The organism is Phenylobacterium sp., from assembly GCF_030693405.1.
Classification (GTDB): domain Bacteria; phylum Pseudomonadota; class Alphaproteobacteria; order Caulobacterales; family Caulobacteraceae; genus Phenylobacterium.
This window is the reverse complement of record NZ_JAUYAW010000054.1, coordinates 24,178-49,942: the sequence shown is the minus strand read 5'-3', so window position 1 is coordinate 49,942 and position 25,765 is coordinate 24,178. Positions and strand designations below refer to the sequence as shown.

Below are 25,765 nucleotides of genomic sequence, written 5' to 3'. Positions count from 1 at the left end.
GTCATCCGACGAAGGAGTCCCCGACATGCGCCTCGCGACGCCCGCCCGCCTCGCCCCGCCTGCAAACGTCGCCCGGACTGCGTCCCATGCCCTTCGTCACCCTCGATCGTCTGACCGCCAGCACCCCTGACGGCCGTCGCCTTTTCGAAAACCTCAGCCTGGCGCTCGGCGCCGAACGCACCGGCCTGGTCGGCGCCAATGGCGCGGGTAAGTCGACCCTTGTCCGCCTGATCCTGGGGGAGGCGGCCCCGGCGGAGGGCTCCGTGAGCGTCAGCGGCCAGATCGGCGTGCTGCGCCAAAGGGCCGGGGCGCCAGAGGGACAGGTCGCCGACCTGATGGGGCTTGCCGAGCCCCTGGCTCGGCTCGGCCGCATCGCCGCCGGGACGGGCTCGGCCGAGGACCTCGATCTCGCCGACTGGACCTTGGAGGCCCGGCTGGAGGCCAGCCTGGAGCGCCTGGGCCTGGGCGGTCTGGACCTGGGGCGTCCCGCCGCCAGCCTGAGCGGCGGGGAGGCGACCCGGGCCGCCCTGGCCGGGCTCCTGGTCCAGGGGCCAGACCTGCTGATCCTGGATGAGCCCACCAACGACCTCGACGCTGCGGGTCGCATCCTGATCGCCGAGGCGGTGGCGACCCACGGGGGCGGGGTGCTGGCGATCAGCCATGACCGCGCCCTGCTGCGGAAGATGGATCAGATCCTGGAGCTGTCGAGCCTGGGTCCGCAGCTCTATGGCGGCGGCTATGACCTCTATGTCGCGCGCAAGGCCGAGGCTGCGGCCGCCGCCCAGCGCGATCTGGATTCGGCTCAGCAGGCGGCCGCCCAGGCGGCGCGGGATATCCAGACGGACCGGGAGCGCAAGGCCAGGCGGGACGCCGCCGGCGCGCGCTTCGCCGCCCGGGGCAGTGAGCCCAAGATCCTGCTCGGCGCCCAGGCAGAGCGGGCCCAGAACAGCTCGGGGCGTCTCGACCGCCTGGCCGAGCGCCGCACCGAGGCCGCCGCTGATCGGCTGGAGGCCGCCAAGGCGAGGGTCGAGGCCGCGCGTCGTCTCGGCTTCGACCTGCCCGCCAGCGGTCTGGCCGAGGGCAAGACCGTTGTCAGCGCCGAGGGAGTGGAGGTGCGCGCGCCGGACGGCCGGGTGCTCATCCGCGGCCTCGACCTCAGAATCACCGGGCCTGAGCGCCTGGCCCTGTGCGGCCCCAATGGGTCGGGCAAGTCCACCCTGCTGCGCGTGTTGAGCGGCCAACAGGAATCCATCCGCGGCCAGCTGCGCCTTGGCGTCGCGCCGGCCGTTTTCGATCAGCAGCTGCGCCTGCTGCGGCCGGAAGAGACGCTGCTGGAGGCCTACCAGCGGCTCAACCCGACGGCAGACCGCAACGCCGCCCAGGCCGCCCTGGCCCGGTTCCTGTTCCGCAATCGGGCGGCTGAGCGAAGGGTCGCTGACCTGAGCGGCGGGGAGCGTCTGCGCGCCGCCCTGGCCTGCGTCCTGATGCGGCCCGCCCCACCCCAGTTTCTGGTGCTGGATGAGCCCAGCAACCACCTGGACCTGGAGTCCCTGGCGGCGGTGGAGGCGGCGCTGGGCGCCTATGACGGGGCGCTTTTGCTGGTCAGCCACGACGCCGACTTCCTGGCGGGAGTCGGCGTCGATCGGCAGATCCAGCTGGGCTAGTCCCGCGGGGACCTGGCCTCCCGGCGGACAATCCGAAAGACCCCATTGGCCCGGGCGCAGGGAACGCCGTCCGCCCGGGCGAAGGCCTGGGCGAAGGCCAGCGTGCCGCCCGGGCGGACGAACTCGGTCTCAAAGGTCAGCCACTGGCCGATCTGAGCGGCTTCCAGGAAGTCGACGGTCATATTGACCGTCAGCATGGAGGCCTCGCCCCCCGCCGCCTGCACGCAGGACAGGCCCATGGCGTTGTCGCACAGGGCCATGATCAGGCCCCCGTGGACGAAGCCCCGCCCATTCACATGCGGCCCGCGGGCCCAGAGCCCGAGGATGACCGCCTGCGGTGTTGTCCGGGCATAGATCGGCGCCCAGGGGTCGGTGAGAGGACTGGTGCGCCCGTGGAGAGCGAAACCCTCCGGCGGGGCCTGGTCTGGAGAGACGGCCATCAGGCGGCCGCCAGTCGCGCGAGACTTTCCAGCGTGCCCGCGCAGGCCTCGGCCGCCTCCTGGCCCTTGATGCGGAAGTGGGCGCCGAAGAAGTCCTGGTGGACCTGATGCTCATGGAAGTGGTGCGGGGTCAGAACCACCGAGAAGATCGGAGTCTCGGTGGCCAGCTGCACCTGCATCAGGGCGGCGATCACGGTCTGAGCGACGAACTCGTGGCGATAGACGCCCCCGTCCACCACGAAGCCTGCCGCCACGACGGCGGCGTAGCGGCCGGTTCGGGCCAGGCTCTGGGCGTGCAGCGGGATCTCAAAGGCGCCGGGGGTCTCGAAGCGGTCGATGCGCTCGGGGCCAAAGCCCCGTTCGCCGATGGCCTCAATGAAGCCTGTGTGGGCCTGGTCGACGATGTGCCGATGCCAAAGCGATTGCACAAAGGCGATGCGGGCGGCGCGGAAGGCGCCATTGGCGGTGGGAAGTTCGAAGGCGGCTTGGGTCATGGTCGTTTCCCTGACGGGTGGATGAACCACGACTCAGGGGCGCGCTGGACGAACCATGCGGGCGCACGCGCCCTCAAGGTGTCGCCCAACGGTTCTCATAACCGGACTCTAACCGTCGGCCCCGGGATCACACCGGGTCTGCTCGTCCCTGGCGGCGGTGAGGCCGGCAGGCGCCCGCGGGCTCGTCCAGACTCTGGAGCCTGGCATTACCGCCGGTGGGGAATTTCACCCCGCCCTGAGAACGTAGATCGCCGGAACCCCCGGCGACCAGGCGAGCTTAGCGGCAGACCCGGCCGTCAAACAAGCGTTTGATCGTTCAGGCGCGCTGGTTGAGGGTGATGGCCGATGCGGCCTTGTTGGCCGCCTGGCCGGAGCGGGGGCCGTAGCCTGCGGCTTCGCCCCGCTGGCTCGCCACCTCGTCGGCGATGGCCTTGACCAGGCCCTCGGTCACGGTGCGGGCCGCAGCGATCGCGCGACCCTGCCGGGCCAGGACGGCGTCGAAGGCTTCGGTGGCGCGGATCAGCCGGCTGCGCTGGGCGAGCGGCGCAGCGGCCACCAGGTCGGGATTGGCCCGCACCCGGGCTGACTCATGGCGATAGACATTGGCCAGCCGGGTGGTTTCATCCAGCTGTTCGGCCGCCTTGTGAGGGCGGCCCTCCTCGAAGGCCTGGGCGCTCTGGGCGACCAGTTCGGTGAGGCGTTCGGTCAGCAGGCTCAGCTGTTCGACGCGGTCTTGCGCGTCCGTCGCGGCGATCGCCATGGCGGCTACTCCTCCAGGCCTTGTAGTTTCAACATTTCGCGGGCGACCGTGTCGGCCAGCCCGATCCCGCCGCTCTTGGTGGTCTCCCGGGCGAAGGCCTCGGTGAGGAAGGAGCGGAACTGGTTCTCCGCCTGACCGCCGCCAAAGGGGGCGGAGACCTCGGTGGCGGTGAACATCTGCTGCATCATGATCGACAGGAAGGCGGCCTCGAAATCCTCGGCGGTCTTCTCGATCTGCCCACGCTTGGCGAGTTCGGCGGTGCTCTGGGCGCCGGCCGTGGCGCCAGGGGCGGGGACGATGGCGGAGATCGGGGACAGGGCGCTCATCACATCACCTCGATGTCGGCCTGCAGGGCGCCGGCGGCCTTGATGGTCTGCAGGATCGAGATCATGTCCCGGGGCGTGACGCCCAGGGCGTTGAGGCCCGCCACCAGATCCGACAGAGAGGCGCCGTTGCGCACGGTGAGGAACTGCTTGCCCTTCTCCTCCTCGACCTCGACGGCGCTTTGGGGGACCACGACGGTCTGCCCCTGGCTGAAGGGCGCAGGCTGGACGACGTCAGGGAACTCCTGAACACGGATCGTCAGGTTGCCTTGGGCGATGGCCACAGTGGAGACGCGGACCGCCTCGCCCATGACAATGACCCCGGAGACCTCATCGATCACCACCTTGGCGGCGTTGTCAGGCTGAACGGCCAGATTTTCGATCTGGGCCAGGAAGGCGGTCATGTCATGGCCCGCTGGGGGGCGGACCGCGACGATGGTCGGGTTCTGGGCATGGGCCGTGCCGGGGAACTGCCGGTTCACCGCCTCGGCGATCCGGCGCGAGGTGGTGAAGTCGGGATTGCGCAGGGTCATGCGCATCTGACCCATGGAGGCCAGCTGGAAGCCGAGCTCGCGCTCCACGATGGCGCCGCCGGCGATGCGGCCCGCGGTCGGTACGCCCTTGGAAATGGATGAGCCCGAGGCGCCGCCCGCCGAGACCGAACCGGTCTGCACCGTGCCTTGCGCGACCGCATAGGCCTCGCCGTCGGCGCCCATCAGCGGGGTGACCAGCAGGGTGCCGCCCTGCAGGCTCTTTGCGTCGCCCATGGCTGAGACTGTGGCGTCGATGGGGGAGCCCGCCGCCGCGAAGGCCGGCAGCTTGGCCGTCACCATGACGGCGGCGACGTTCTTGGTGTTGAGGTTGGCGTCCCGGGTGTTGACCCCCAGCCGCTCCAGCATGGCCTCAAGGCTCTGACGGGTGAAGGGTGCGTTGCGCAGCGAGTCGCCGGTGCCGTTCAGGCCGACCACGATGCCGTATCCCACCAGCATGTTGTCGCGAACGCCTTCGAACTCGACGATGTCCTTGATGCGCGAACTGGCCAGGGCCGGGCCTGTCGCCAGGCTGAGGCAAAGAAGCACGGCGCTGAAGAGGCGAAGGGGATGGGACATGAACGCTCGCCAGGACAAAGGAGGGTCAGTCCTGCGCCATGCGAGCCCCATGCCAGGAGCGATCGAAACAAAAACGTCTGAAAACAATGCGCTAAGGTTCGGGAGGGTGCGGCGCCGAGCGTCCGGTGCAGATTTTGCCCGGCATTAACCATACCCTAAGCGGCGAAGCTGAGACTCTGGGTTGCGCGTACAGTTGGTAAAGCAGGACGCATGAAAGTTTCGGGTTCGGGTTCGGCGGGACAGGCCTCCGGCGCAGGTCGCGCCAAGGGGGCGTCTGGCGGCGAGGGGTTTCGTCTGCCCAGTGTTTCAGGCGCTGCAGCGCCCGCCGCGGCGGGCCCCGCAGGGCCGGTGGCCTCGGTCGGCGGGTTGAGCGCGCTGCTCGCCCTGCAGGAGACAGGCGGGCCCCTGGAGCGTCGCCGCCGCGCCGTCAGCCGGGCAGGGCGAATTCTTGACGTGCTGGACGAGGTGAAGCTCGCCCTGGTCAGCGGGGAGCTGTCTCTGGGGCAGTTGGAGCGACTCACCCGCGCGGTCAGGGAAGAGCGGGCCTCCACTGAGGACGCCGGCCTGGAAGGCGTTCTGAACGAGATCGAGACCCGGGCTGCGGTGGAATTGGCCAAACTCGAAATGGCCCGAAACGCTGGTCTACCAACGGTAGGGGAGTCGCGTTGAATGTCCCTGAAGTTCTGCTATATAGCCGCCTCCCAAGTTCCGGGGAACTGTCCAGGGGCGTGAGGTATCGTTATGGCGGCCACTGTCATGGCTTTAGAGAGTTCTTATCGTCCGTCTGAGGACGAAGAGTTCATGAATGAGCGCCAAGTCGAGTATTTCCGGCAGAAGCTCATGACTTGGAAGGAAGAGATTTTCCGCGAGAGCCGGGAAACCCTTTCGCATCTTCAGAATGAGACCGAGAACCTGCCCGATGACGTTGATCGGGCATGGTCGGCCACCGATCGAGCGCTGGAGCTTCGCACCCGCGACCGGCAGCGCAAGCTGATCTCCAAGATCGATGAGGCCCTGCGCCGGATCGAGGACGGCAGCTACGGCTATTGCGAGGAGACCGGCGAGCCGATCGGTATCGCGCGACTTGAGGCGCGCCCCATCGCCACCCTGAGCCTGGAGGCCCAGGAACGCCATGAGCGCCGCGAACGGGTCCACCGCGACGACTGAAGGCCTGCTGTCGCCGCGCCCGCCACGGTGCGTGGGCTCAGGTCACCCGGGTGGTGGTCAGGGCGGCGGCTTCCACATCCCCCTGGGCCAGACGTCCGTCGAGGCGCGGCAGGATTTCGTCGACTGCGCCCGCCACCGCCCAGCTGTCCATGAAGTCGGGCGGGGTCAGCCGCGCAGCGACCGTGTGTTCCAGCAGCTTGAACAGCGGGTCCCAGAACCCTTCCGGGCTGTAGAAGACCACGGGCTTGCGATGCAGGTCGAGCCGGCGCCAGGACAGGAGTTCGATGATCTCCTCCAGGGTGCCGATGCCCCCTGGCAGCACGACGAAGCCATCGGAGCGCTCGAACATGATCTGTTTGCGCTCGTGCATGGAGCGCACGACGATGGTCTCGACGACGTCGAGGGCGCGCTCACGGCTGGTCAGGAACTCCGGAATGATCCCCAGGACGTCGCCGCCGGCCTCGTGGGCGGCCCTGGCGCAGGCCCCCATCAAGCCCACCCCGCCGCCGCCATAGATCAGGCGCCGACCCTGGTCGGCCAGGACGCGGCCGAACGCTGCGGCGTCGGACAGGAGGGTGGGGTCTGCGGCGTCAGACGATCCGCAAAAGACACAGACGGACTCGATGCTGGGGGGCGAAGCGCCCATAGGGTGTTGGCTCCGGAAAAAAGGTCACCGGCGCACAGGGCAGGCCGGGAATCCGCTTAGCTAGGGTGTGACATGATGCGATTCAAGCAAACCCTCGTGGCGCGGTCGGTCGTCGGCATGGCTGGCCTCGCCCTGTTCAGCGCTTGCGGCGAGGGCCAGGTGGGGGCTGGCTCGCCCCTGAACCGCGAGGCCGAGGCGCCAAGCTCCTATCTTTCGCCCCCGAGCGCGCGAGCCCTGCGGACTGGGCCCGATGGTCTGGTGCTCAGCGGTGTCGCAGCGCCGCGGGCGCGGGTCAGGCTGGCCACCCCGGAGGGTGAGGTTCGCCTCACCGAGGCCGATGGCGGCGGCGCCTGGACGATCCCCCTGGGCGCCAGCGACGCCGCACGAATTTTTGGACTGTCGATGCTCGTGGGGGAGCGCACCGTTCAGGCGGAGGGCTATCAGTTGGTCCTGCCGGACGGGCGGCTGGTCCTCCTGCGGGCCGGCGCCGGGGCCGTGGTGGTCCAGGGCGCGGCGAAGCAGGGCATCGCCGCCTTTGACTTCGACGAGGAGGGCGGCGCCGTGATCTCCGGCACAGCGCCCCCGGAGGCGATCCTGTCGGTGCGGATCGACGGGCGCACGGTCTCCACCAGCGGCCGCGCCAATGCGGCGGGCCATTTCAGCCTGCCCTTCGGCGCGCCGGTGCCGCCGGGGCCCCACCAGATCCGGGTGCAGGGCGAGTCCCTCGACCTCAGCGCAGAGGTCGACGCCACCCCTGCGGCCGCGCCGGAGGAGGGGGCGATCCGCGCGGCGCGCACCCGCCATGGCCTGCGCGTGGACTGGCTGACCCCCGGGGGCGGCCTGCAGTCGACCCTCTTGCTGGATTGATCGGAGCGCTCGCTTGAATCCTCCTGGACTGGCCCGAGGGCGCGGCGGCGGTGATTTGGCCCCGGCGGGCGACTTCCGCTTCTGGCCGGCCATGGCCGACCTCGGCGCCCTGGTCATGCGCTCAGGCGCGCCTCAGCTGCGCCTGCGCCTTATCGCATCGGTCATCCTGGTTCTGGTCGGCAAGGTGGCCGCCGTGCTGGCGCCGGTCATGCTGGGAGAGGCGATCAACACCCTGTCCGTCGCGGGCGGCGTGGTGGTCGTGGGCGCCACCTTCGTTGCGCTGGCCCTGGCCTTTGCAGGTTTGCGACTGCTGTCGGCCTGCGCGCCCTTCGCCCGGGACGCGGTCTTCACCGTCGTCTCCCAGGCGACCATGGCCCGGGCGGCCGTGGAGGGGTTTGGCCATGCGGTCTCCCTGTCCCTGGACTTTCACCAGAGCAAACAGACCGGGACCCTGGCCCGGATCATCGAGCGGGGCGCGCGGTCCACGGACTTCCTGATCCGCAGCGTGGTCTTCAACCTCGGCCCTACGGCGATCGAGTTGTTGCTGGCCATGGGGGTGATGATCGTCCGGCTGGACTGGCGGTTCGCCGCCACCGCGTTTCTGACGGTGGTGGTCTATGCCGTGGTCACCTTCAAGATCACCGACTGGCGGCTTTCCCATCGCCGGGAGCTCAACGAGGCCGACGCCAGCGCCGCGGGCCTGTCGGTGGACGCCCTGATGAACTTCGAGACGGTGAAGACCTTCGGGGCCGAGACCCGGGCGGTGGACACCTATCGCGGGGCGCTGAACCGATATGTGGGCGCCGCGGTGAAGGCCAACACCTCGCTGTCCCTGCTCAACGGCGCCCAGGCGGTGATCCTGAACATCGGGCTGGCGGTGATGACGGTCCTGGCCGGACTGGAGGTGGCGGCCGGAACCATGCGCATCGGCGACGTCACCATGGCCATCCTACTGCTCATCGGCATCTATGCCCCCCTGAACATGCTGGGGTTCAACTACCGGGAAATCCGCCAGGCCTTCATTGACATGGAGCAGCTGGTCGCCCTGACCGACCGCACTCCCGACATCCAGGACGCGCCCCAGGCCAAGGCTCTGCCGCCGGCGGCGCCGGACGGCGCGCGGCTGGAGTTCCGGGACGTGGGATTTCGTCACGACGCCCGCAGTCAGGGCCTGCTGAATGTGAGCTTTGTCGCCGAGCCTGGATCGACCGTGGCCCTGGTCGGCCCGTCCGGGGCTGGCAAGACCACAGCCGTGCGGCTGGCCCTGCGCCTCATCGATCCCCAGGAGGGGATGGTCCTGCTGGACGGGCTGGATCTGAGGCAGGTGCGGCAAGAGGCCCTGCGCCAGGCCGTGGCTCTGGTGCCGCAGGACGTGGCCCTGTTCAACGACACCCTGCGTGCCAACATCGCCTTTGGCCGCCCGCAGGCGAGCCTGGCCGAGATCGAGGCCGTCGCCCAGGCCGCAGAGCTGGCTCCCTTCATCGAGTCGCTGCCCGACGGCCTCGAGACCCGGGTCGGTGAGCGAGGGCTGAAGCTTTCAGGCGGCGAGCGCCAGCGGGTGGGCATCGCGCGCGCCCTGCTGGCCAATCCGCGCCTGCTGATCCTGGACGAGGCCACCAGCGCCTTGGATGGGCGCACGGAGGAAGCCATCCAGGCGACCCTGCGCAAGGTCCGTAGGGGGCGCACGACCCTGGTGGTCGCCCACCGGCTTTCGACCATCGTCGACGCCGACCTGATTGTCGTGCTGCGACGGGGCCGGGTGGTCGAGCGGGGAACCCACGAGGAACTGCTCGCCGCCGCCGGGGAATACGCCGCCCTGTGGCGACGCCAGACCCGGCAGCGCTGAGGCCCTATTCGGCGGCGCGGGGCAGGGCGTCCTCAGGGGCGGTCGGTCCCTGCCGCGGCCGCAGGCCGAGCTTGCGGCGCCCCCAGCCGCCGGCCCGGCGCAATCGCTCCCCATAGACCTTGGGCGCGGCCAGCATGACGGGCGTCAACACCAGGGTCAGCAGGGTGGCGAAGGACAGCCCCCAGACCACTGCAGCTGACAGCTGGACCCACCACTCCGACCCGGGCGCCCGGTACTCGATATGGCCGGCGCGGAAATTGGGATGGAGCTGGAACATCAGCGGCAGCAGGCCCACCACCGTCACCACCGTGGTGAGAATCACCGGGCGGAACCGCTGGGTGGCGGCGCGGACGGCGGCGTCGTCGGCGGGATAGCCGGCCCGGCGCAGCTGGTAGTAGGTGTCCACCAGCACGATGTTGTGGCCCACCACCACGCCGGCCAGTGCGACGATGCCGGTGCCCAGCATGATCACCGAGACATAGTTGAACGTGCCCAGGAGATTCACCTGCACCCCGAGCAACACGCCGACGGTGGACAGGGCCACCGCCGAGAGGGTCACCACCACGCCGTAGAAGCTGTTGAACTGCCAGAGCAGGATCACCCCCATCAGGAACAGGGAGACCGCCATGGCGACCACGAAGAACTGGGCGGCCTCCTGGCCCTCCTCGTCGGCGCCGGTGAACTTCCATCGAACGTCATCACTGATCTCGGCCTGCTCCAGCCAGGGGCGCAGCTGGGCGATCTTCTGGTTGGCGGCGACGCCTTCCACCGCATTGGCCTGGACGATGACCAGGCGCTGACCGTCGCGGCGTTGGATGGTGGTCACCTGCTGGGCGGGCGCCTGGCGGATGAAATAGCTGGCCGGCACCGGGCCAAGCGCCGTGGAGATTTTCAGGTCGTCAAAGGCGGCCATGTTCCGCGCGTCGGCCGGGAATCGCACCCGGATGTCGAGCTCATCTTCGGCGTCGTCCGGCCGGAAGCGCCCGACCAGCACGCCGGTGGTCACAAACTGGATCGCCTGGCCTACCGACAGGACATCGACGCCGTAGCGTCCGGCGGCCTGCCGGTCGACGGCCAGGTTCAGCTCGATCCCCGGCGAGGTGCGGTTGTCCTCCAGCTCGAACAGGTCGGGATCGGAGGCCAGGCGCGCGCGGATCAGATCGGCCGCGGCGTTCAGCGCCTCGGGGTTCTGGCTGCGCAGTTCGACCTGAACATCCTTGCCCACGGGCGGTCCGCCCTGGGGCTCACGGACTTCGATCAGCACGCCGGGCAGATCGGTCAGGCGGGTGCGGATGTCATTGACGATGTCGGCGCCGCGCAGGCCCAGTTCGCCCCGTTCTTCGAAATCCACGAGATCGACCTGCAGCCGGCCAACCGTGTCATTGGGCGGTCCGCCGCCGCCGCCGCCTGAACTGGCGGCGCCCGACCGGGTGTAGATGGAGTCCACGCCTGGCACGTCGAGCAGGCGCTGCTCGACCTGGCGGACCAGCACGTCGTGCGCCTCAGGCGACAGGTTGCCCCGGGCCTTCACATAGACCTGGGCCCATTCGGGATCCTCCTCCAGGAAGAACTCGGTCCTGTGAGTGGACGTGGCGAACCACCCGACGATGGCGACGACGATCAGCAGGGTGGCGGCGAAGGTACGGGTAGGGGCGGCCCCCAGAGCCCAGAGCGTCCGGGCATACCAGCCCATGAAGCCCGACATCTCCCGGGGATCGCCGCGCTCGGACTTTTCGATCTCCGCCAGATGCGCCTCATCCACCGCGGCTTTGCGGCCGAAGATGGAGCCCAGCGCCGGGGTGAAGATCAGGGCCACGAAGATGGAGGCGCCCAGGACGTACATCAGCGTCAGGGGCAGGAAGCTCATGAACTTGCCCGGGATCGAGTTCCAGAACATGAACGGCAGGAAGGCGCAGAGCGTCGTCAGGGTGCCGTTCAGGACCGGGAAGAACATCCGCTTGCCGGCGGCGGCGAAGGCCTCCTCCTTGGGCAGGCCCTCGGCCATCTTCCGGTCGGCGTACTCGACCACGACGATCCCGCCGTCCACCAGGATGCCGACGGCCAGGACAAGCCCGAACATCACCATCTGGTTCAGGGTCACGCCTGAGGCGTTCAGCATCAGGAAGGCCAGCATGAAGCAGGCCGGGATGGCTGCGCCGACCATAAGTCCCTGCCGGATGCCCAGGCTGTAGACGATGATCATCATCACCAGGATGGTGGCGATCAGCAGGCCGGACTCCAGCACCACCAGGGTGCGGTGAATGAAGTCGCTCTGGTCGTAGGTGTAGGACACCCGGATCGTGTCGGGCCAGCGGGCCTCCTCGTCGGCCACGACGGCGCGGACGGCGTCGACCGTGTCGAGGATGTTGGCGCCGCTGCGCTTGGCCACCTCCAGCGACATGGCCGGCTCGCCATTGTAGCGGGTGATGAAGTTCGGCTCTTTGAAGGTGCGCCGCACCTCGCCGATGTCGCCGACCGTGATGACCCGGTCGCCGCTCTTCTTGATGGGCAGGCTGAGGATGTCGGAGGGCTCCTCGACCACGCCGGGAACCTTCACCGCGAACTGGCTGCCGCCGGACCGCAGGTTCCCGGCGGGAACCAGCTGGTTGTTTCGGCTGATGACCTGGGCCAGCTCTCCGGTGGTGACGTTGTAGGCCTCCATCCGCAGGGGATCGATGGTGACCTCAAGCATCTCCTCGCGGCCGCCGCTGAGCTGGACCTCCAGCACGCCGGGGGCGGCTTCAAGCCGGTCCTGCAGGGAGCGGGCGATGCGATAAAGCTCGCGCTCCGGCGCGGCGCCCGACAGGACGATGCCGATGATCGGCTCGCCGCTGAAATTGGCCTCCTCGATGATCGGTTCTTCGGCGTCGGGGGGGAAGCGGCCGCGGGCCAGGTCGACCTTGGCGCGGACCTCGGCTAGGGCCTTGTCCTTGTCGAAGTCGGCCTCGAACTCCAGGTTGACGATCGCCATGCTCTGGCGCGCCGCGGAGTTCATCTCCTTCAGGCCCTCGATGGACTGAAGCTCCACCTCGAGCGGCTTGACCAGCAGGCGCTCGGAATCCTCCGGACTCACGCCGGGGTATGGGACCACCACCGAGACAAAGGGGAAGTCGATGTCGGGGTTGGCCTCCCGGGGCATGGCGAGGTAGCCGAAGAAGCCGAAGATGCTGGCGATCAGGGTGACCCCCAGCACCACCTTCCGCCGCTTGATGGCGCCGTCGATCAGCGGACCGATCATACTCTCAAGCCTCCTGTGCGACGCGCCCTAGCGGGCCAGCGCCACGCGAACCTTCTGGCCCTGGTCCACATAGGACTGGCCGACCGTAATGACGCGCGCCTCGCCGGTAAGGCCACGCACCCAGACGCCCTCGGCGCTCTCCTCGGTCACCTGGACCGGGGTGAAGACCACGACGTCGCCGGGACCCACATGGCGCACGCCCTGGCGGCCCTCGGCGTCCAGCACCATGGCCGAGGGGGGCACGAGGTGGGCGGGACCCGAGGCGGTGGTGATCCGGACGTCCGCCGACAGGCCAGAGCGGACGGCCTGCTGCGGGTTGCTCGCGACGACCTCGAGCCGGTAGGTCCGGGTCTGGGGGTCGGCCTCGCGGCCCACAAACCGAACCTGGCCCGACAGGGTTTCTCCCGACACCAGGGTGGCGGTGGCGGGCTCGCCGGTGCGGATCCGACCAGCCTGCGTCTCAGGCACGTTGCCGACGATGAGGATGGGGTTCAGTTCGATCAGGGTGCCGCAGGGCTGTCCGGGGGACAGATAGGTCCCGATCTCGGCATCGCGATTGTCGAACACGCCGGCGAAGGGCGCGCGGATATTGACCTGCTCCAGGGCGATTTCGGCCTGCCGCACCGCTGCGGCGGCGGCGTCCAGATTGGCCTGGTCCTGCAGGACCTGGGTCTCGGACCGGTAGCCCTTTTCCGCCAGTGAGGCGGACGCCCGGCGTTGCAACTCCCGCGAGCGCAGGGCCGCGCGGGCCTGGTCGAGGGCCGCCTGACGGGCGTCCACCGACAGCCGGCAGAGCACTGCGCCCTTCTGGACGAAGGCGCCTTCCCGGGCTGGCGTCGAGGCGACGACCCCGGAGGTCTCGGCGCGGACTACGACGCTGCGGGCGGCCTCGGTGCGGCCGCGCAGGGTGACCACATAGGGCCGGGTGACCTCAGGCGTTACGGTGACCTGGACCTGGGGCGGCTGGTCAGCCGCCTTCGGCGCCGCCGCCGGCGCGCTGTCGCCGCCGCCCAGAAGCGACATGGCCACGAAATAGACCACCAGCACGCCGAACACGGCGAGGATGAAGATGTGAGACGCCTTGAGACGCATGCCGTAAATTTCCCCCAGCCAACCCGGCTTCATGAATGTCCGAGGAGGCCGCATTCCCACGTTCTTTGGGATTCCGCGCCGTTGTGGGGCGGGCGTGGCGGTGGTGCAAATGAATTCGCAGACAGGAAGCGCGCGGCGCGTCGACTGTGCCTGACGAACCTCGGTTCAGGGCATAGAATGGCGCGATCACCCGTGGCGCCGGCCAAGGCGCCCCCTGGCCTTAATCGAAGACGGAACCCCTGATGAGATATCTTCACACCATGGTCCGCGTACGCGACCTCGACGCCTCCCTGGACTTCTATTGCGCAAAGCTCGGCCTGGTGGAGGTCTCGCGAGTCGAGAACGCCGGCGGACGATTCACCCTGGTTTTCCTCTGCGCGCCGGGGGACGAGGAGGCCGCGCGGGCCCGCAAGGCGCCGATGGTGGAGCTCACCTACAACTGGGATCCTGAGGACTACCAGGGCGGGCGGAACTTCGGCCACCTAGCCTATGCGGTGGACGACATTTACGCCGCCTGCCAGCGCCTGATGGATGGCGGTGTTGTGATCAGCCGCCCGCCGCGGGACGGGCACATGGCCTTCGTCCGGTCGCCGGACGGCATTTCGGTCGAACTGCTGCAGGCTGGCGCGGCCCTGCCGCCCGCCGAGCCATGGTCGTCCATGCCTAATGTCGGGCAGTGGTAGTCAGAAATGTGAGGTGAGGGTTGTCCGCCGCTGCGGCGGCGGACGAAGGACGGTGGCTCCCCGAGCAGGACTCGAACCTGCGACAAGTCGGTTAACAGCCGACTGCTCTACCAACTGAGCTATCGGGGATCAGCACCGTAGGGCGGCGGCTATACGCCGGGGCGGCGGGCGGTGCAAGCCTCCGGTGCGCCCCTATCCACAGCCGAGGTCAAAAAAAGAGCCCGGCCGGAGCCGGGCTTGAGAAGGTTGGTGATGGTGGGGTGTCTTCAAGGAAGACCAGGGAAGGTTGGTCTTTTATGGTTAAGGGGGGGTTAACGATCTAAGCCGCGGCGCCGGGCTCTCGGGTGTGTCGGCGGGCGGATAGACAAGCTTTCCGGCAGGCCTTACAGCCAATATCGCCCCGACCGGCTCAGCGGCTGCGGATGTGTGGAAGCTGTTGATCCGAAGGCGATCTTCGGGCGCGCGTTCCACATCTCCGCTCAGGCCAGAGCCAGGGGCGGGAGGACGACACAGACTCTATGCGGCTCTTCCAGCAGAATCCCCTTCTGGCCTACGGTCTCGCCGTTCTGAGCGCCGCACTGGGATTCTATGTCCGCTGGGCCCTCGACGGCGTGCTGCCGCCCGGTTTCCCCTATCTGACCTTCTTCCCGGCGGTGATTCTGACCGCCTTCCTGGCTGGCATGTGGCCGGGCATTCTCTGCGCCGTCCTGTCGGGTCTGGCGGCGTGGTGGTTCTTTATCCCGCCCATCGGCTTCAGCCTCTCACCGGCCAGCGGCCTGACCCTGGTCTTTTTCATCTTCGTCGTGGCCGTGGACATCGCGGTGATCGAGCTGATGCGCCGCGCCCTGCATGATCTGGAACAGGAGCAGGCCCTGACGGCGCAGCTCTATGAACGTCAGCGGGTGATGTTCCAGGAGCTGCAGCACCGGGTGGCCAACAACATGACCTTTGTGGCGGCCCTCCTGCAGATCAAGAAGCGGACCATCGACAGTCCCCAGGCCGCCGAGGCCCTGGATGAGGCCCGCGAGCGCTTGGTCACCATGGCCCAGATTCACCGTCGGCTATACGATCCGGCCACCCTGGAGCTGAGCGTCGCCGCTTCGCTGCGGGAGCTGTGTGATGACCTGGTGCAGGCCGCCGGCGGGCGCGATGTCGTCTGCGATGTCAAAGCCGAAGAGGTGGAGCTGGACACCACCCGGCTGGTGACCCTGTTCCTGTTGGTGGCCGAGGTGGTGACCAACGCCCTGAAGCACGCGTTTGACGGCCGCACCTCTGGCTGCATCAACGTGTCCCTCCTGCCGACGGGCGAGGGGCGAGCGGTTCTGTTGATCGCCGACGATGGTCCAGGCTTCCCCGCCACCAACACCGGCCTTGATGGCCGGCTGAGCCTGGGCTTTGGCATCATGCACAGTCTGGCGGGCCAATTGGGCGGTCAGCTGGACTTTCCGCCGGGAACCGGCGCTCAGGTGCGGCTGACCTTCCCGACCTAGGCGCGCGCTATTTAGGCGGCGGCGGTCCGCCGGCCTGCCACGGCCCTCTTCCCCGGACTCTCGACCCGACAAGTGCGGCGGCCGTTGGCCCGTCGCCCGCGCCGGGTGTCACCACGGCTTCATGTCCGAATGCGAAACCTCCGGCCCGGCGGCGGGCCTTTGGCGACCCCGGGACATGACAGCGTAGAGGTTCCCCATGCGGCGACGATCAGGTGTGATCCTGGCGGCGATCGGCCTTGGCCTTGCAGGGTGCGGCGGGGAGGCGAAGGCGCCCGACGGCGCCTGGCAGAGCCAGATGCGCGAAGTCCGCATGGCGGTCCGGGGGTCGGAGGACGATCCCATGATCACCCGCCGTCTGACCGCCTATAAGACCTATATCGGCAAGGCGACGGGCCTTCCGGTCAAGCTCTACGAGTCGTCGGACTACAACGGCACGATCCAGGCGCTTTCCAGCGGTCAGGTGGACATCGCCACCATGGCTGGCGGCGGCTACGCCAATGTGGACGCCCAGATCGGCGACCTGGCCCAGCCCATCCTCACCGTCCGTCAGGCCGAGGGCGACACCGGCTATTATTCCGGCCTGCTGGTCATGGCTGAGAGCCCCTATCGCACGATCCAGGACCTGAGGGGCAAGACCCTCGGCTACGTCGATTTCAACTCCACCTCGGGCTACCTGTTTCCCCGCGCCGTGATGCGCGAACAGGGGATCGACCCGGACACCTTTTTCGGGAAGTCGAGCTTCGCGGGCGGTCATACCCAGGCGGTGATGGCCCTGGACAACGGCCAGTTCGACGCCACCATCATCCAGGCTGGCGGCGGCGATCCCGAGCACGGTTTCACCACTGGCGCGCACTACACCATGGCCCGGCGCGGCGTGGTGGAGCTGGATGACTTCCGGATCATCTGGACCGCCGGCCCCATTCCCAACAGCGCCGTCGTGGTCCGCACCGACCGGCCCCAGCCATTCGTTGATGCGGTGCGCGGCGCCATGGCGGCCTTGCCCTATGATGATCCCGAGGTCTGGCGCGACATCGGCCAGCCCGATGGGGCGGCCTATACGGCGGTCACCCGCGAACACTACGCCCCGATCATCAAGCTGCGCGCCGACGACATCGCCGCCCGTCGCGCGGGAGAGCGCCGATGAAACGCCTGCTTCTCGCCGCCGGCGCGGTGCTGCTCAGCGCCGCCCAGGCCCAGGCGCCCGTCCTGCCGCTGCGGATCGCCGACATCACCGGACAGGCCGGTCCCTGTGCGCCGCCTGGCGCCGATCTTCCCGCCGCGCAGCGGGCCTATGTCGAACTCCTGGCGCAGCGCCTGGACACCGATGTGCTGAGCTGTCCGGTGGCGGACGCTGCCAGCGCGGCCCGGGCCCTGGCCAGCGGCGCGGTCGACCTGGCCCGGCTTGACGGCGCGGCCTTCGGACCCGTCTCGGGTGAGACCCGCAGCATCCTGACGACGCGCGCGACCGGGGACCTGAACCGTCTGCCGGTGGTGGTGGCCGTCCCGCGCGCCGCCTCGGCCCAGAGCCTGGGCGATCTTGCCGGCGCGAGCCTGGTTTTCGCGGGAGCGCAGAAGGCCAATCTGGACGTTCCGCGCCGCGCCCTGGCCGACTATGGGGCGGCGGACGCCTTCTTTGGGGCTCAGATCGTGGCTCGGGATCACGAGGATGCGGCCACCCGCCTGCGCGCCGGTCAGGCCCAGGCCCTGGTGCTGCATGCCGGCGCCTGGCAGAAACTCTGCCGTGGCGACCAGCCCGGTGAGGACCTGTGCGAGGATCTGCGGGTCGTCTGGCGCCAGCGTCCGGTGGCCAAGGGGGCCTGGGCCATCCGCACCGATATGAGCGATGACCGGCGCTTCCGCCTGATCGGCATTCATGTGGCCATGCACAATGAGTCGCCGCAGGCCTTCGCCTGGGCGGCCGGCGAAGGGGCGGCGGAGTTCGAGCCGACCGAGGCCAAGGCGCTGCTCGCTCAGGGGCCGACGGTCGGCTCATGACCACCGCCATTGAGACCTTCGAACGGGATCGCCGCCGGATGCTGATCCGGCAGCGGAGCCAGGCGGCCCTTGGCCTGGCGATTTTCACCATCCTGCTGCTGGTGTCCTTCCAGCGCAGCCAGTTCTTCGGCTCTGACATCGGCGGCGATCCCCTGGGACGCATGGCCGACTTCCTGCAGCGGATGAATCCGGGCCTGAAGCCTGAACTCCTGCTCGAAGACCGGCAGACCCGCGGCTCCCTGCATTCGTGGTTCTACGCCCTGCCCATCTGGCTGCGGGCGGCCTGGCAGACCGTGGAGATGGCGATCCTGGCCACGGCCCTCGGCTCGGTCCTGGCGCTGGGGGCGTCGTTCCTGACCGCCCAGAACCTGATGCCCTTTGCGCCGGTGCGGTTCGTGGTGCGGCGTATCCTGGAAGCCATCCGCACCCTGCCGGACCTGATCATGGCCTTGATCCTGGTGGCGGCGTTCGGGGTCGGCCCCCTGGCCGGGGTGCTCACCCTGACCATCTCGACCCTCGGTGGTCTCGGCAAGCTGTTCGCCGAGATCAATGAGGAGATCGATCCGCGCCAGCTGGAGGCTCTGCAGGCCGCAGGAGCCGGCCCCCTGAAAAAGATCCGCTATGGGGTCATGCCCCAGGTGCTGCCCAACTACGCCTCCTACGCCCTCATTCGGCTGGAGGGGAACCTGGCCGGCGCCGCGGCCCTGGGCATTGTGGGCGCGGGCGGCATCGGCCTGGAGCTGCAACGGTCCATCACCTACACGGAATTCGACACCTATCTGGCGATCCTACTGATCATCATCGCCATGATCTTCCTGATCGACCTGTTCTCCGAGGCCGTGCGTCACCGCCTCATCGGTCTGGAGAAGGCCTGATGCCCCGGCAAGCCTATGACCAGGCCCTGGCCATCGCGCCGGACGCCTTGCGCGCGCCGTGGACCCGCCGGGCGCGGGACGCGGTTCTGCTGATCCTCGCCCTGGCCGCCCTTGTGGGCATGGCCATCGACCTGGAGCTGGCGCCCGGCGCCCTGATGACCGGCTTTGGCAAACTCGGCCGGTTCCTGGGCGAGATGGTTCCACCCTCGTCGGGCGGGCAGTCTGTGCGCATCCTCAAGGCCCTGGCCGAGACCTTCGCCATGGCCTTCGCCGGGACGGTGATCGCCGCGGTGGTGGCCCTGCCGCTGGGGGTGATCGGCGCCAAGACCGTGGTCGCAAATCCGGCCCTGCACTTCGCCTTTCGGCGGTTCCTCGACATCTTCCGCGGGGTGCCGGCCCTGGTCTGGGCGCTTATCCTGGTCTCGGCCTTTGGCCTTGGCCCCTTCGCCGGGGTGGTGGCCCTGGCGCTGGCCGACATTCCCAACCTCGCCAAACTGTTCTCCGAGGCCCTGGAAAACAGCGATCCCAAGCCCATCGAGGGGGTTCGCTCGGCGGGCGCATCGCCCCTGGCGGTGATGCGCTTTGGCCTTGCGCCACAGTTCGCCCCGGTCGCCACCAGCCAGACCCTGTTTTTCCTGGAGGGCAATTTCCGCAATGCGGGCGTGCTGGGGATCGTCGGGGCCGGCGGCATCGGCTTTGAACTGGACGAGCGGATCCGGATCTTCGCCTTCGACGAAGTGGCCTTCATCATCCTGCTCTACATGGTCGCCGTGGCCTGCCTGGACACGCTGTCCCGAGCCCTGCGCAACCGGCTGGCCTAGGGGGCGAACGGGCGATAGGCCCCAGCCGGCGCGTCCAGCGGCGCCGAACTCGCCAGCCGCACCGTGGTCGCGCCCCACGCGCAGGCGTGCTGAAGGGCCGCCTGCAGGCTTGCGCCAGCGCTGAGCGCCTCCAGCAGACCGGCGGCGAACACGTCGCCTGCGCCTGTGGAGTCGATGACCTGGACGGAGGGACCGCGCGCTGTGAGCTGGCCATCTGCTGTATGGGCGCAGGCGCCGTCCGCCCCATGGGTGACGACGATGGCTGACAGGCGGGGGCCAAAGACCAGGCGGGCCGCCCTGAACGGATCGGCCAGAACGTCGGGCTGAAGGTCATCGGCCGAGCAGACCACCACATCGGCGGGGCCGGCATAGGCAGGCGCCGGCCAGTGGACAACCACGGGACCGCGGGCGGCGGCGGCCCAGGCGTCCGCCCCCGGAAACGCGGCGCGAACATAGACGCCGTCGGCCTGAACTCCCGGATGATCCACAGGGGAGGGCAGGGGCGGGAGCACCAGCCGGACGCGGTCAAGGTCGAGGCCCAGGACCAGTCGCTCGCCATCCGGTTCGATCAGGATCAGGGTGGTGCGGCTCTCGCCCGGGCGGCGGCCCACCAGGGTGGTGTCCAGCCCCGCGGCGTTGGCCATGGCGATCGACTGGTCGCCACCGTCGTCAGTCGCCACAAGGCTGGCCAGATTGACCCGGTGGCTAGCCTGGATCAGGGCGACGCCGGCATTGGCGCCGCCGCCCCCAAGGCGGGCGGCGAGACGCCCCTCAAGGCTGCGCCCGGCCACGCGACCCCCGCGCTCAAGTCCGCCCTCCAGCCAGACCGGTCGGTCCAGGGCCAGGGCGCCGATCACCAGGAAATTCGCCATGTGGTCGCCTCCGCAGGCCACACCTAGGTGAAGGCGGTGACGGGGGCGAGACACCGCGTCACGGTGCAGCCGACAAATCCTCCCTTGGTGGGCCTGAGCCTCTCGCGGGCCGTCACGCCGGGGTCACCGGGCGGCCCTAAGCTTCCAGGCATCAAGAGCTTACCGCCGAACCCTGGAGGCAGGATGCTGGAGCTGCGCAACGTGACCAAGCGGTTCGGGGAGGTCAGCGCCGTCGACGGCGTGTCCTTCAAGTGTGATCGCGGCGAGTTCATCGGGGTGATCGGGCGCTCGGGCGCCGGGAAATCCACCCTGTTGCGCATGATCAATCGCCTGGCTGACCCCACATCAGGCCAGATCCTCTGGGATGGCCAGGATGTCGGCAAGCTGAAGGGCAAGCCCCTGCGTCAGTGGCGCCGCCGCTGCGCCATGATCTTCCAGCAGTTCAATCTCTGTCCGCGCCTGGACGTGATCACCAATGTCCTGGTGGGCGTCCTGGCCGAGCGGCCGACGGCCACCTCCCTGCTCAAGATCTTCCCCGCCGAGGATCGCGCCCGCGCCATCCTCGAGCTTGATCGCCTGGACATGGCCCAGGTCGCCCTGCAACGGGCCGCCACCCTGTCGGGCGGACAGCAGCAGCGGGTGGCTATCGCGCGGGCCATGCTGCAGGAGCCTGATATGCTGCTGGCCGACGAGCCGGTGGCGTCGCTCGATCCCATCAACACAGAGGTGGTGATGGAGGCCCTGGAGGATGTGTGCCGCGAGCGGGGCATCCCGGTGATCGTCAACCTGCACAGTCTGGACATCGCCCGGCGCTACTGCACCCGCGTCATCGGCATGTCGAAGGGCAAGATCATCTATGACGGCGCGCCCGCGGGCCTGACGCCGGACGTGATCGACAAGATCTATGGCGTGCGCACAGGGCGGGCTGGCCGTGATTTCGCTCCGGCCGTGGCCGCCGCCTGATGGGTCTGAAACTCGCCGACCGGCCCTTGTCGCCGGGCTATCGCTATTTCGAGCGTTACACGCCGCCGGCCGAACCGGCCGAGAAGACGGGGGGCCCGGAACCCGTCATCAATCCGCAGGCGCAGGTCCATGACAGCATCCTTGGCCCCTGGTGCCGCGTGGGCGCGCGCACCAGCCTGTCGGAAACCGCCATGGGGGCGTTCAGCTATATCGTGAACGATTCCAGCTCGGCCTATGCCGAGATCGGCAAGTTCTGCTCCATCGCCCGGGACGTGCGGATCAATCCGGGCAATCACCCGACCTGGAAGGCCGCCCAGCATCACTTCAGCTACCGGGCGATCTCCTATGAGCTGGGTGACGAGGACGACCAGGACTTCTTCGAATGGCGGCGGTCCCATACCGTGACCCTGGGCCATGATGTGTGGCTGGGGCATGGCGTGACCGTGCTGCCTGGCGTCACCGTGGGCACTGGCGCAGTTGTCGGGGCCGGCGCGGTGGTGTCCAAGGATGTCGCCCCCTTCACCATTGTGGGCGGGGTGCCGTCCAAGCCGATCCGCGAGCGCTTCCCCAAGGCGGTGCAGGACGGCCTTCTCGCGATCGCCTGGTGGGACTGGGACCATGAACGCCTCGCCGACGCCCTCGACGACTTCCGCGCCCTCGACGCCGACGCCTTCGTCGAAAAATACGCCTGAGGCCGGCCTGTTGGTCCTGGTGGTCGGCCCCTCCGGGGTCGGCAAGGACACCCTGATCGACGGCGCCCGGGCGGCCCTGGCCGACAATCCCGCTGTCGTTTTCGTCCGTCGCGACATCACCCGCCCGGCCGAGGCCGGCGGCGAGGACCACCAGCCTGTCACTGAGCAAGAGTTTCTCCGCCGCGAACAGGCCGGCGACTACGCCCTGTCCTGGCGCGCCCATGGCCTCTGCTATGGCGTGCCGGCAGGCATCCTGCAGGATCTGGCCGCCGGGCGCAGGGTGGTCGTCAACGTGTCCCGCGGCGTGATCGATGAGGCGCGGCGGAAGCTGGGCGCCGTGCGCGTGGTCTCCGTTAGCGCCGATCCCGACCAGCTCGCCGCGCGCCTGCGCGGCCGCGGCCGGGAGACCGAGGCTGAGATCGCCGACCGCATCGCCCGCGCCCGGGCCGACGGCGTGGCGGGCGACGATGTGATCACCCTGCGCAATGACGGGTCACGAGAAGCGGGCGTCATGGCTATGATAAGAGCCATAATGATTGAGGGTTAGGCCTGGAGCCGCTGGGGCGAGCTGTTAAGAGGGCCGGCCCTTAAGCCCCCCTGTCTAGGAGCCGCTCGTGGTCGACTCACTGCAACTGGCCCTGACCAATCTGCTGACCCCGGCCATCCTGTTCTTCCTGCTGGGCTTCGGGGCCGGCTGGTTCAAGTCGGACCTGGCCGTGCCGGAGGGCGCGGCCAAGACCCTGGCCCTGGTCCTGATGCTGTCCATCGGCTTCAAGGGTGGCGTCGAAGCGGCGCGGGCAGGGCTCAGCCCGGACTTTCTCAAGGCCGCAGGCGTCGGCCTGACCCTGAGTTTCGGCATCCCCATCATCGCCTTCGGCGTCCTGAAGGTCATCAGCCGGCTCGACCGCACCACGGCGGCGGCGACGGCGGCGCACTATGGCTCGGTCTCCATTGTCACCTTCGTGGCGGGCACAGAATTCCTGCGGGTCAGCGGCGTCCCGTTTGGTGGCTATATGGTCGCGGTGGTCGCCCTAATGGAGACTCCGGCCATCCTCTCGGCCCTGATCCTGGCCGGCGGGGGGGCGGCCGGCCGCCAGGGCCTGCGCGGCGAACTGTTCCGTGAGGTGGCGTTGAACGGGTCGGTCGTGCTGCTGATCGGCGCCTTCCTGGTCGGCCTGCTCAGCGGCGACGCGGGCATGAGCAAGATGGAGGTCTTTGTCGGACCCGTCTTCCAGGGGGTGCTGGTGCTCTTCCTGCTGGACATGGGCCTGGTGGCGGCGCGCCGGCTGAGCGCGGCCCGGTCGCTGACCCTGCCGCTGATCGCCTTTGCGATCTGCATGCCGCTGTTGTCCTCGGTGCTGTCGCTCGGCCTGTCCCTGGCGCTGGGCTTGTCGCCGGGTAATGCGGCCGTCCTGGCCATACTGGCGGCGAGCGCCTCCTACATCGCCGTGCCGGCGGCCATGCGGATCGCCCTGCCGGACGCCGATCCGGGCGTCTATCTGACCCTGTCGCTCGCCGTGACCTTCCCGTTCAACCTGGTCTTTGGCATTCCCCTTTACACTGCGGCCACCGCCGCCCTCATCGGGTGAGATCCATGCAACTGTCCAAGCGCAAGAAGCTGGAGATCATCGTCGAGGCGCCGGTCCTGCGTCGGGTCGAATCCTTCCTCGCCGAGGCGGGCGTGCGAGGCTGGACCGTGCTGCCCAGTCTGGCGGGCGCCGGCGACAGCGGCGAATGGCGCAGCGGCGACTTCACGCCAGGCCAGGAAAAGCGGCTGATCTACGCCCTGGTGACCACCGAGGTGGCTGATCGCGTACTGGCCAGACTGTCCGACTTCTTCGCCGACTATCCAGGCGTCGTGGCGGTCTCAGACGTCGAGGTCATGCGTGGCGAGAAGTTCTAGGCTGCGAAGCTGAAGCGGGACATGACCTCGAAGGGCGCGTCGCGGTCGGCCTGGCGGTAGATGGCCACGCTGTCAAAGCGGTGCGGGCCGGTCACATAGGCGAAGAGCTGCGAGAGGGTCTCCAGCACCCGGGCGCGCACGGCGTCATCGGCGATCCCGCTCGTCAGCGTCATGTGGAACCGGAAGTCATCGAAAATGTAGGGATAGCCCCATTCGAGCATCCGGGAGTCCTGGGCGGGCGAGAGCTGCGCCCTGCGCCGGCGGGCGATGTCGGCCTCCGACAGGGGCGCACGGAAGGGATCGAAGTCCCGGACGCAGGCCTCGGCCAGGGCGTCCATGGCCGGGCAGGGATCGTTGAGCCGGAAGGCCAGAAAGCGGCCCAAGGCCTGGGGGGAGATGGAGGCCTCGAAAGTGGTCCGACGCGCAGCGAAGCCTTCGGCGAAGTCTAGCAGGTCGCGCTCGGTGGCGCCTTCGGCCAGCTCGAACGGCGCCTTCAGGGTGGCGTGGAAGCCATAGCCCCGGGGGCTGGCGGTGAGGGCGTCCAGGTCGAGGTCGGAGAGCGCCGGCGTGGCCGGCCGGACGCAATCGACCTTGCGGTGCGGATCGCGGCCGAGCCAGGCGCAGGCCAGGTCCCAGAGGTCCCCTTGCGGATCAGGCGCGTAATAGACGGCGTAGCGGGGGCTCATGCCACACGGACGCCCTGGCGCCAGACCTCGACGGGGACGGGCCAGCCCTGACTCCGGCGGGAGACCCGAACCAGATCAGCCCGCTGACCCGCGACGATCTCGCCGCGGTCGGTGAGGCCCAGGCTGCGGGCCGGGGCCGCGCTGACCGTGGCCATGGCGTCCTGGGGCGCCCAGCCGAGGTCGTCGATCAGCATGAAGGCGGAGCGGAGCATGGAGAGGGGCACATAGTCCGAGGCGAGGATGTCGAGCACGCCGGCCTGGGCGCTCTCACGGGCCGACAGATTGCCCGAATGCGAGCCGCCGCGCACGAAGTTCGGCGCCCCCATGGCCACGAACATGCCCAGTTCCTTGGCCTTGCGGGCCGCGGTCAGGGTGACGGGAAACTCCGCGATGATGCAGCCGTCGTCATGGGCCTCTTCCACATGCTCCAGGGTCTCGTCGTCATGGGCGGCGAGCGGCACGCCGTATTCCCGGGCGAACGCCACCACCTTGCGGCGGTTGTCATAGGCCACGCCCGGATCGCGCCCCGAATGGCGCCGCGCCAGCATCTCCTCGATCTCGTCAGGCGAACGGCCGGCCGCGGCCATGCGCTGTTGAAGACGGTCCACATTGGCGGTCTGCCGCTGGCCCGGCGTGTGGTCCATGACCGACAGCAGCTTCAGCCGCGGATTGTCGGCGTGCGGCTCCAGCAGGTTGAGCAGTTCGGGATTGGTCACCTCGCAGCGCAGGTGCAGCAGGTGGTCGGCGCGCAGGGCGCCGTCGGCCTGCGCCCGATCCATGCCGCCGATCATCGGACCCAGGGCGTCCTTGCGATCCAGGCCATCCTTGCGCCCGTGCAGGCTGAGGGAGTCCAGCACCGTGGTGATGCCGGCGGTGACGCACTGGCCGTCATGGGCCAGCGCCGCCCCATACGCGTCCCACAGGGCGCCCGGGCGGGGCTGGTAGTGCTTTTCCAGATTGTCGGTGTGGATGTCGATCAGGCCCGCGACCAGCACGTCGCCGGTCCAGTCGATCGCGCCTGTGGGGCAGGCGTGCCGGGCCTCCACCGCGGCGATGACGCCGTCGCGGAGAACCAGTTCGGCGGCGATCTGGCCTGAGGGCGTGATCACCTGGTCGGAGAAGATGCGGGTCTCGGTCAT

At 68.9% G+C, this 25,765-nt stretch carries 27 protein-coding genes, 1 tRNA gene and 1 riboswitch; of the genes, 16 read left to right on the top strand and 12 right to left on the bottom strand.

Annotation, left to right across the window (positions count from 1 at the left end; genetic code table 11):
• Positions 1-86: 86 nt before the first annotated feature.
• Positions 87-1,664, top strand: coding sequence for an ABC-F family ATP-binding cassette domain-containing protein (locus Q8N19_RS11720; RefSeq protein WP_305590831.1), 1,578 nt, complete (start codon positions 87-89; stop codon positions 1,662-1,664).
• Here Q8N19_RS11720 and Q8N19_RS11715 read toward each other — a convergent pair.
• The 5 genes from Q8N19_RS11715 to Q8N19_RS11695 form a co-directional block, all read right to left on the bottom strand.
• Complete coding sequence (locus Q8N19_RS11715; protein WP_305590829.1) at positions 1,661-2,104, bottom strand: PaaI family thioesterase; 444 nt, start codon at positions 2,102-2,104, stop codon at positions 1,661-1,663. The genes Q8N19_RS11720 and Q8N19_RS11715 overlap by 4 nt on opposite strands.
• Positions 2,104-2,598 (bottom strand): 6,7-dimethyl-8-ribityllumazine synthase, encoded by a 495-nt coding sequence (locus Q8N19_RS11710; protein ID WP_305590827.1) that lies wholly within the window; start codon positions 2,596-2,598, stop codon positions 2,104-2,106. Before Q8N19_RS11710 ends, Q8N19_RS11715 begins: the two co-directional genes overlap by 1 nt.
• Before the next feature lie 87 nt (positions 2,599-2,685).
• Positions 2,686-2,845, bottom strand: a riboswitch (FMN riboswitch).
• Positions 2,846-2,914: 69 nt separating this feature from the next.
• Positions 2,915-3,358: a flagellar basal body protein gene (locus Q8N19_RS11705; RefSeq protein WP_305590825.1), complete on the bottom strand. Its 444-nt coding sequence runs from the start codon at positions 3,356-3,358 to the stop codon at positions 2,915-2,917.
• A 5-nt stretch (positions 3,359-3,363) separates the two neighbouring features.
• On the bottom strand, positions 3,364-3,684 hold the full coding sequence (locus Q8N19_RS11700; protein WP_305590823.1) for a rod-binding protein: 321 nt from the start codon (positions 3,682-3,684) through the stop codon (positions 3,364-3,366).
• Positions 3,684-4,790, bottom strand: a complete 1,107-nt coding sequence (locus tag Q8N19_RS11695; protein WP_305590821.1) for a flagellar basal body P-ring protein FlgI — start codon at positions 4,788-4,790, stop codon at positions 3,684-3,686. Before Q8N19_RS11695 ends, Q8N19_RS11700 begins: the two co-directional genes overlap by 1 nt.
• 210 nt (positions 4,791-5,000) lie before the next feature.
• Here Q8N19_RS11695 and Q8N19_RS11690 point away from each other — a divergent pair, with 210 nt between their 5' ends.
• Together Q8N19_RS11690 and dksA are read left to right on the top strand one after the other, a co-directional pair.
• On the top strand, positions 5,001-5,459 hold the full coding sequence (locus Q8N19_RS11690; RefSeq protein WP_305590819.1) for a flagellar assembly protein FliX: 459 nt from the start codon (positions 5,001-5,003) through the stop codon (positions 5,457-5,459).
• A gap of 72 nt (positions 5,460-5,531) precedes the next feature.
• On the top strand, positions 5,532-5,957 hold the full coding sequence (gene dksA, locus Q8N19_RS11685) for an RNA polymerase-binding protein DksA (protein WP_305590818.1): 426 nt from the start codon (positions 5,532-5,534) through the stop codon (positions 5,955-5,957).
• Between the two features lie 37 nt (positions 5,958-5,994).
• Here the strand turns inward: dksA and Q8N19_RS11680 are convergent, their stop codons facing one another.
• Positions 5,995-6,603 carry a TIGR00730 family Rossman fold protein gene (locus tag Q8N19_RS11680; RefSeq protein WP_305590816.1) on the bottom strand — a complete coding sequence of 203 codons (609 nt, stop codon included), beginning with the start codon at positions 6,601-6,603 and terminating at the stop codon, positions 5,995-5,997.
• A gap of 75 nt (positions 6,604-6,678) precedes the next feature.
• Between Q8N19_RS11680 and Q8N19_RS11675 the strand changes: the two genes are divergently transcribed.
• Entirely contained in the window at positions 6,679-7,470 is a 792-nt protein-coding gene (locus tag Q8N19_RS11675) for a hypothetical protein (RefSeq protein ID WP_305590814.1), read from the top strand.
• 91 nt (positions 7,471-7,561) lie between these two features.
• Positions 7,562-9,316, top strand: coding sequence for an ABC transporter ATP-binding protein/permease (locus Q8N19_RS11670; RefSeq protein ID WP_305590847.1), 1,755 nt, complete (start codon positions 7,562-7,564; stop codon positions 9,314-9,316).
• Positions 9,317-9,320: 4 nt separating this feature from the next.
• Here the strand turns inward: Q8N19_RS11670 and Q8N19_RS11665 are convergent, their stop codons facing one another.
• Positions 9,321-12,554, bottom strand: a complete 3,234-nt coding sequence (locus tag Q8N19_RS11665) for an efflux RND transporter permease subunit (protein ID WP_305590813.1) — start codon at positions 12,552-12,554, stop codon at positions 9,321-9,323.
• Positions 12,555-12,581: 27 nt separating this feature from the next.
• Positions 12,582-13,646, bottom strand: coding sequence for an efflux RND transporter periplasmic adaptor subunit (locus Q8N19_RS11660; RefSeq protein WP_305590811.1), 1,065 nt, complete (start codon positions 13,644-13,646; stop codon positions 12,582-12,584).
• 242 nt (positions 13,647-13,888) lie between these two features.
• Between Q8N19_RS11660 and Q8N19_RS11655 the strand changes: the two genes are divergently transcribed.
• On the top strand, positions 13,889-14,329 hold the full coding sequence (locus tag Q8N19_RS11655; RefSeq protein ID WP_305590809.1) for a VOC family protein: 441 nt from the start codon (positions 13,889-13,891) through the stop codon (positions 14,327-14,329).
• A 53-nt stretch (positions 14,330-14,382) separates the two neighbouring features.
• Here Q8N19_RS11655 and Q8N19_RS11650 read toward each other — a convergent pair.
• Positions 14,383-14,458: transfer RNA gene (locus Q8N19_RS11650), tRNA-Asn, on the bottom strand.
• A 389-nt stretch (positions 14,459-14,847) separates the two neighbouring features.
• Here Q8N19_RS11650 and Q8N19_RS11645 point away from each other — a divergent pair.
• The 5 genes from Q8N19_RS11645 to phnE (Q8N19_RS11625) all read left to right on the top strand — a co-directional run bounded on the left by Q8N19_RS11645 (position 14,848) and on the right by phnE (Q8N19_RS11625) (position 19,510).
• Positions 14,848-15,819 (top strand): sensor histidine kinase, encoded by a 972-nt coding sequence (locus Q8N19_RS11645; RefSeq protein WP_305590807.1) that lies wholly within the window; start codon positions 14,848-14,850, stop codon positions 15,817-15,819.
• A gap of 196 nt (positions 15,820-16,015) precedes the next feature.
• Positions 16,016-16,963, top strand: coding sequence for a phosphate/phosphite/phosphonate ABC transporter substrate-binding protein (gene phnD, locus Q8N19_RS11640; protein ID WP_305590805.1), 948 nt, complete (start codon positions 16,016-16,018; stop codon positions 16,961-16,963).
• Entirely contained in the window at positions 16,960-17,814 is an 855-nt protein-coding gene (locus Q8N19_RS11635) for a PhnD/SsuA/transferrin family substrate-binding protein (RefSeq protein ID WP_305590803.1), read from the top strand. Before phnD ends, Q8N19_RS11635 begins: the two co-directional genes overlap by 4 nt.
• Positions 17,811-18,689, top strand: coding sequence for a phosphonate ABC transporter, permease protein PhnE (gene phnE / locus Q8N19_RS11630; protein ID WP_305590801.1), 879 nt, complete (start codon positions 17,811-17,813; stop codon positions 18,687-18,689). Before Q8N19_RS11635 ends, phnE (Q8N19_RS11630) begins: the two co-directional genes overlap by 4 nt.
• Complete coding sequence (gene phnE / locus Q8N19_RS11625; RefSeq protein WP_305590799.1) at positions 18,689-19,510, top strand: phosphonate ABC transporter, permease protein PhnE; 822 nt, start codon at positions 18,689-18,691, stop codon at positions 19,508-19,510. The genes phnE (Q8N19_RS11630) and phnE (Q8N19_RS11625) overlap by 1 nt, the downstream gene beginning before the upstream one ends.
• On the opposite strand, the gene Q8N19_RS11620 is transcribed toward phnE (Q8N19_RS11625), so the two are convergent.
• The gene (locus Q8N19_RS11620) at positions 19,507-20,382 is read right to left on the bottom strand and encodes a carbohydrate kinase family protein (RefSeq protein ID WP_305590797.1); all 876 of its coding nucleotides are present in this window, start codon (positions 20,380-20,382) and stop codon (positions 19,507-19,509) included. The two genes, phnE (Q8N19_RS11625) and Q8N19_RS11620, sit on opposite strands and share 4 nt — an antisense overlap.
• Positions 20,383-20,565: 183 nt before the next feature.
• On the opposite strand from Q8N19_RS11620, the gene phnC reads away from it, so the two are divergent.
• The 5 genes from phnC (at position 20,566) to Q8N19_RS11595 (ending at position 23,940) form a co-directional block, all read left to right on the top strand.
• Positions 20,566-21,345 (top strand): phosphonate ABC transporter ATP-binding protein, encoded by a 780-nt coding sequence (phnC, locus tag Q8N19_RS11615; RefSeq protein WP_305590795.1) that lies wholly within the window; start codon positions 20,566-20,568, stop codon positions 21,343-21,345.
• A complete protein-coding gene (locus Q8N19_RS11610) occupies positions 21,345-22,037 on the top strand; it encodes a hypothetical protein (RefSeq protein ID WP_305590793.1) in 693 nt (230 codons plus the stop codon). Before phnC ends, Q8N19_RS11610 begins: the two co-directional genes overlap by 1 nt.
• A complete protein-coding gene (phnN, locus tag Q8N19_RS11605; protein WP_305590791.1) occupies positions 21,964-22,584 on the top strand; it encodes a phosphonate metabolism protein/1,5-bisphosphokinase (PRPP-forming) PhnN in 621 nt (206 codons plus the stop codon). The genes Q8N19_RS11610 and phnN overlap by 74 nt, the downstream gene beginning before the upstream one ends.
• Positions 22,585-22,651: 67 nt before the next feature.
• Positions 22,652-23,626, top strand: a complete 975-nt coding sequence (locus tag Q8N19_RS11600) for a sodium-dependent bicarbonate transport family permease (RefSeq protein ID WP_305590789.1) — start codon at positions 22,652-22,654, stop codon at positions 23,624-23,626.
• A gap of 5 nt (positions 23,627-23,631) precedes the next feature.
• A complete protein-coding gene (locus Q8N19_RS11595) occupies positions 23,632-23,940 on the top strand; it encodes a P-II family nitrogen regulator (RefSeq protein WP_305590787.1) in 309 nt (102 codons plus the stop codon).
• Here the strand turns inward: Q8N19_RS11595 and Q8N19_RS11590 are convergent.
• A complete protein-coding gene (locus Q8N19_RS11590; protein WP_305590785.1) occupies positions 23,937-24,626 on the bottom strand; it encodes a DUF1045 domain-containing protein in 690 nt (229 codons plus the stop codon). The two genes, Q8N19_RS11595 and Q8N19_RS11590, sit on opposite strands and share 4 nt — an antisense overlap.
• On the bottom strand, positions 24,623-25,765 hold the full coding sequence (locus tag Q8N19_RS11585; RefSeq protein WP_305590783.1) for an alpha-D-ribose 1-methylphosphonate 5-triphosphate diphosphatase: 1,143 nt from the start codon (positions 25,763-25,765) through the stop codon (positions 24,623-24,625). Before Q8N19_RS11585 ends, Q8N19_RS11590 begins: the two co-directional genes overlap by 4 nt.

Excerpts from the sequence above, each read along its gene's own strand:
- Q8N19_RS11710 (WP_305590827.1), bottom strand. The coding sequence starts at position 2,598 with ATGACCCAAGCCGCCTTCGAACTTCCCACCGCCAATGGCGCCTTCCGC.
- Q8N19_RS11585 (WP_305590783.1), bottom strand. The coding sequence starts at position 25,765 with ATGACCGAGACCCGCATCTTCTCCGACCAGGTGATCACGCCCTCAGGC.
- Q8N19_RS11670 (WP_305590847.1), top strand. The coding sequence starts at position 7,562 with ATGGCCGACCTCGGCGCCCTGGTCATGCGCTCAGGCGCGCCTCAGCTG.
- Q8N19_RS11695 (WP_305590821.1), bottom strand. The coding sequence starts at position 4,790 with ATGTCCCATCCCCTTCGCCTCTTCAGCGCCGTGCTTCTTTGCCTCAGC.
- Q8N19_RS11690 (WP_305590819.1), top strand. The coding sequence starts at position 5,001 with ATGAAAGTTTCGGGTTCGGGTTCGGCGGGACAGGCCTCCGGCGCAGGT.
- Q8N19_RS11715 (WP_305590829.1), bottom strand. The coding sequence starts at position 2,104 with ATGGCCGTCTCTCCAGACCAGGCCCCGCCGGAGGGTTTCGCTCTCCAC.
- phnE (WP_305590799.1), top strand. The coding sequence starts at position 18,689 with ATGCCCCGGCAAGCCTATGACCAGGCCCTGGCCATCGCGCCGGACGCC.
- phnE (WP_305590801.1), top strand. The coding sequence starts at position 17,811 with ATGACCACCGCCATTGAGACCTTCGAACGGGATCGCCGCCGGATGCTG.
- Q8N19_RS11645 (WP_305590807.1), top strand. The coding sequence starts at position 14,848 with ATGCGGCTCTTCCAGCAGAATCCCCTTCTGGCCTACGGTCTCGCCGTT.
- Q8N19_RS11595 (WP_305590787.1), top strand. The coding sequence starts at position 23,632 with ATGCAACTGTCCAAGCGCAAGAAGCTGGAGATCATCGTCGAGGCGCCG.
- Q8N19_RS11590 (WP_305590785.1), bottom strand. The coding sequence starts at position 24,626 with ATGAGCCCCCGCTACGCCGTCTATTACGCGCCTGATCCGCAAGGGGAC.
- Q8N19_RS11700 (WP_305590823.1), bottom strand. The coding sequence starts at position 3,684 with ATGAGCGCCCTGTCCCCGATCTCCGCCATCGTCCCCGCCCCTGGCGCC.
- Q8N19_RS11680 (WP_305590816.1), bottom strand. The coding sequence starts at position 6,603 with ATGGGCGCTTCGCCCCCCAGCATCGAGTCCGTCTGTGTCTTTTGCGGA.
- phnD (WP_305590805.1), top strand. The coding sequence starts at position 16,016 with ATGCGGCGACGATCAGGTGTGATCCTGGCGGCGATCGGCCTTGGCCTT.
- Q8N19_RS11660 (WP_305590811.1), bottom strand. The coding sequence starts at position 13,646 with ATGCGTCTCAAGGCGTCTCACATCTTCATCCTCGCCGTGTTCGGCGTG.
- phnN (WP_305590791.1), top strand. The coding sequence starts at position 21,964 with ATGAACGCCTCGCCGACGCCCTCGACGACTTCCGCGCCCTCGACGCCG.
- Q8N19_RS11720 (WP_305590831.1), top strand. The coding sequence starts at position 87 with ATGCCCTTCGTCACCCTCGATCGTCTGACCGCCAGCACCCCTGACGGC.
- Q8N19_RS11705 (WP_305590825.1), bottom strand. The coding sequence starts at position 3,358 with ATGGCGATCGCCGCGACGGACGCGCAAGACCGCGTCGAACAGCTGAGC.
- Q8N19_RS11665 (WP_305590813.1), bottom strand. The coding sequence starts at position 12,554 with ATGATCGGTCCGCTGATCGACGGCGCCATCAAGCGGCGGAAGGTGGTG.
- Q8N19_RS11610 (WP_305590793.1), top strand. The coding sequence starts at position 21,345 with ATGGGTCTGAAACTCGCCGACCGGCCCTTGTCGCCGGGCTATCGCTAT.
- Q8N19_RS11655 (WP_305590809.1), top strand. The coding sequence starts at position 13,889 with ATGAGATATCTTCACACCATGGTCCGCGTACGCGACCTCGACGCCTCC.
- dksA (WP_305590818.1), top strand. The coding sequence starts at position 5,532 with ATGGCGGCCACTGTCATGGCTTTAGAGAGTTCTTATCGTCCGTCTGAG.
- Q8N19_RS11675 (WP_305590814.1), top strand. The coding sequence starts at position 6,679 with ATGCGATTCAAGCAAACCCTCGTGGCGCGGTCGGTCGTCGGCATGGCT.
- Q8N19_RS11620 (WP_305590797.1), bottom strand. The coding sequence starts at position 20,382 with ATGGCGAATTTCCTGGTGATCGGCGCCCTGGCCCTGGACCGACCGGTC.
- Q8N19_RS11635 (WP_305590803.1), top strand. The coding sequence starts at position 16,960 with ATGAAACGCCTGCTTCTCGCCGCCGGCGCGGTGCTGCTCAGCGCCGCC.
- phnC (WP_305590795.1), top strand. The coding sequence starts at position 20,566 with ATGCTGGAGCTGCGCAACGTGACCAAGCGGTTCGGGGAGGTCAGCGCC.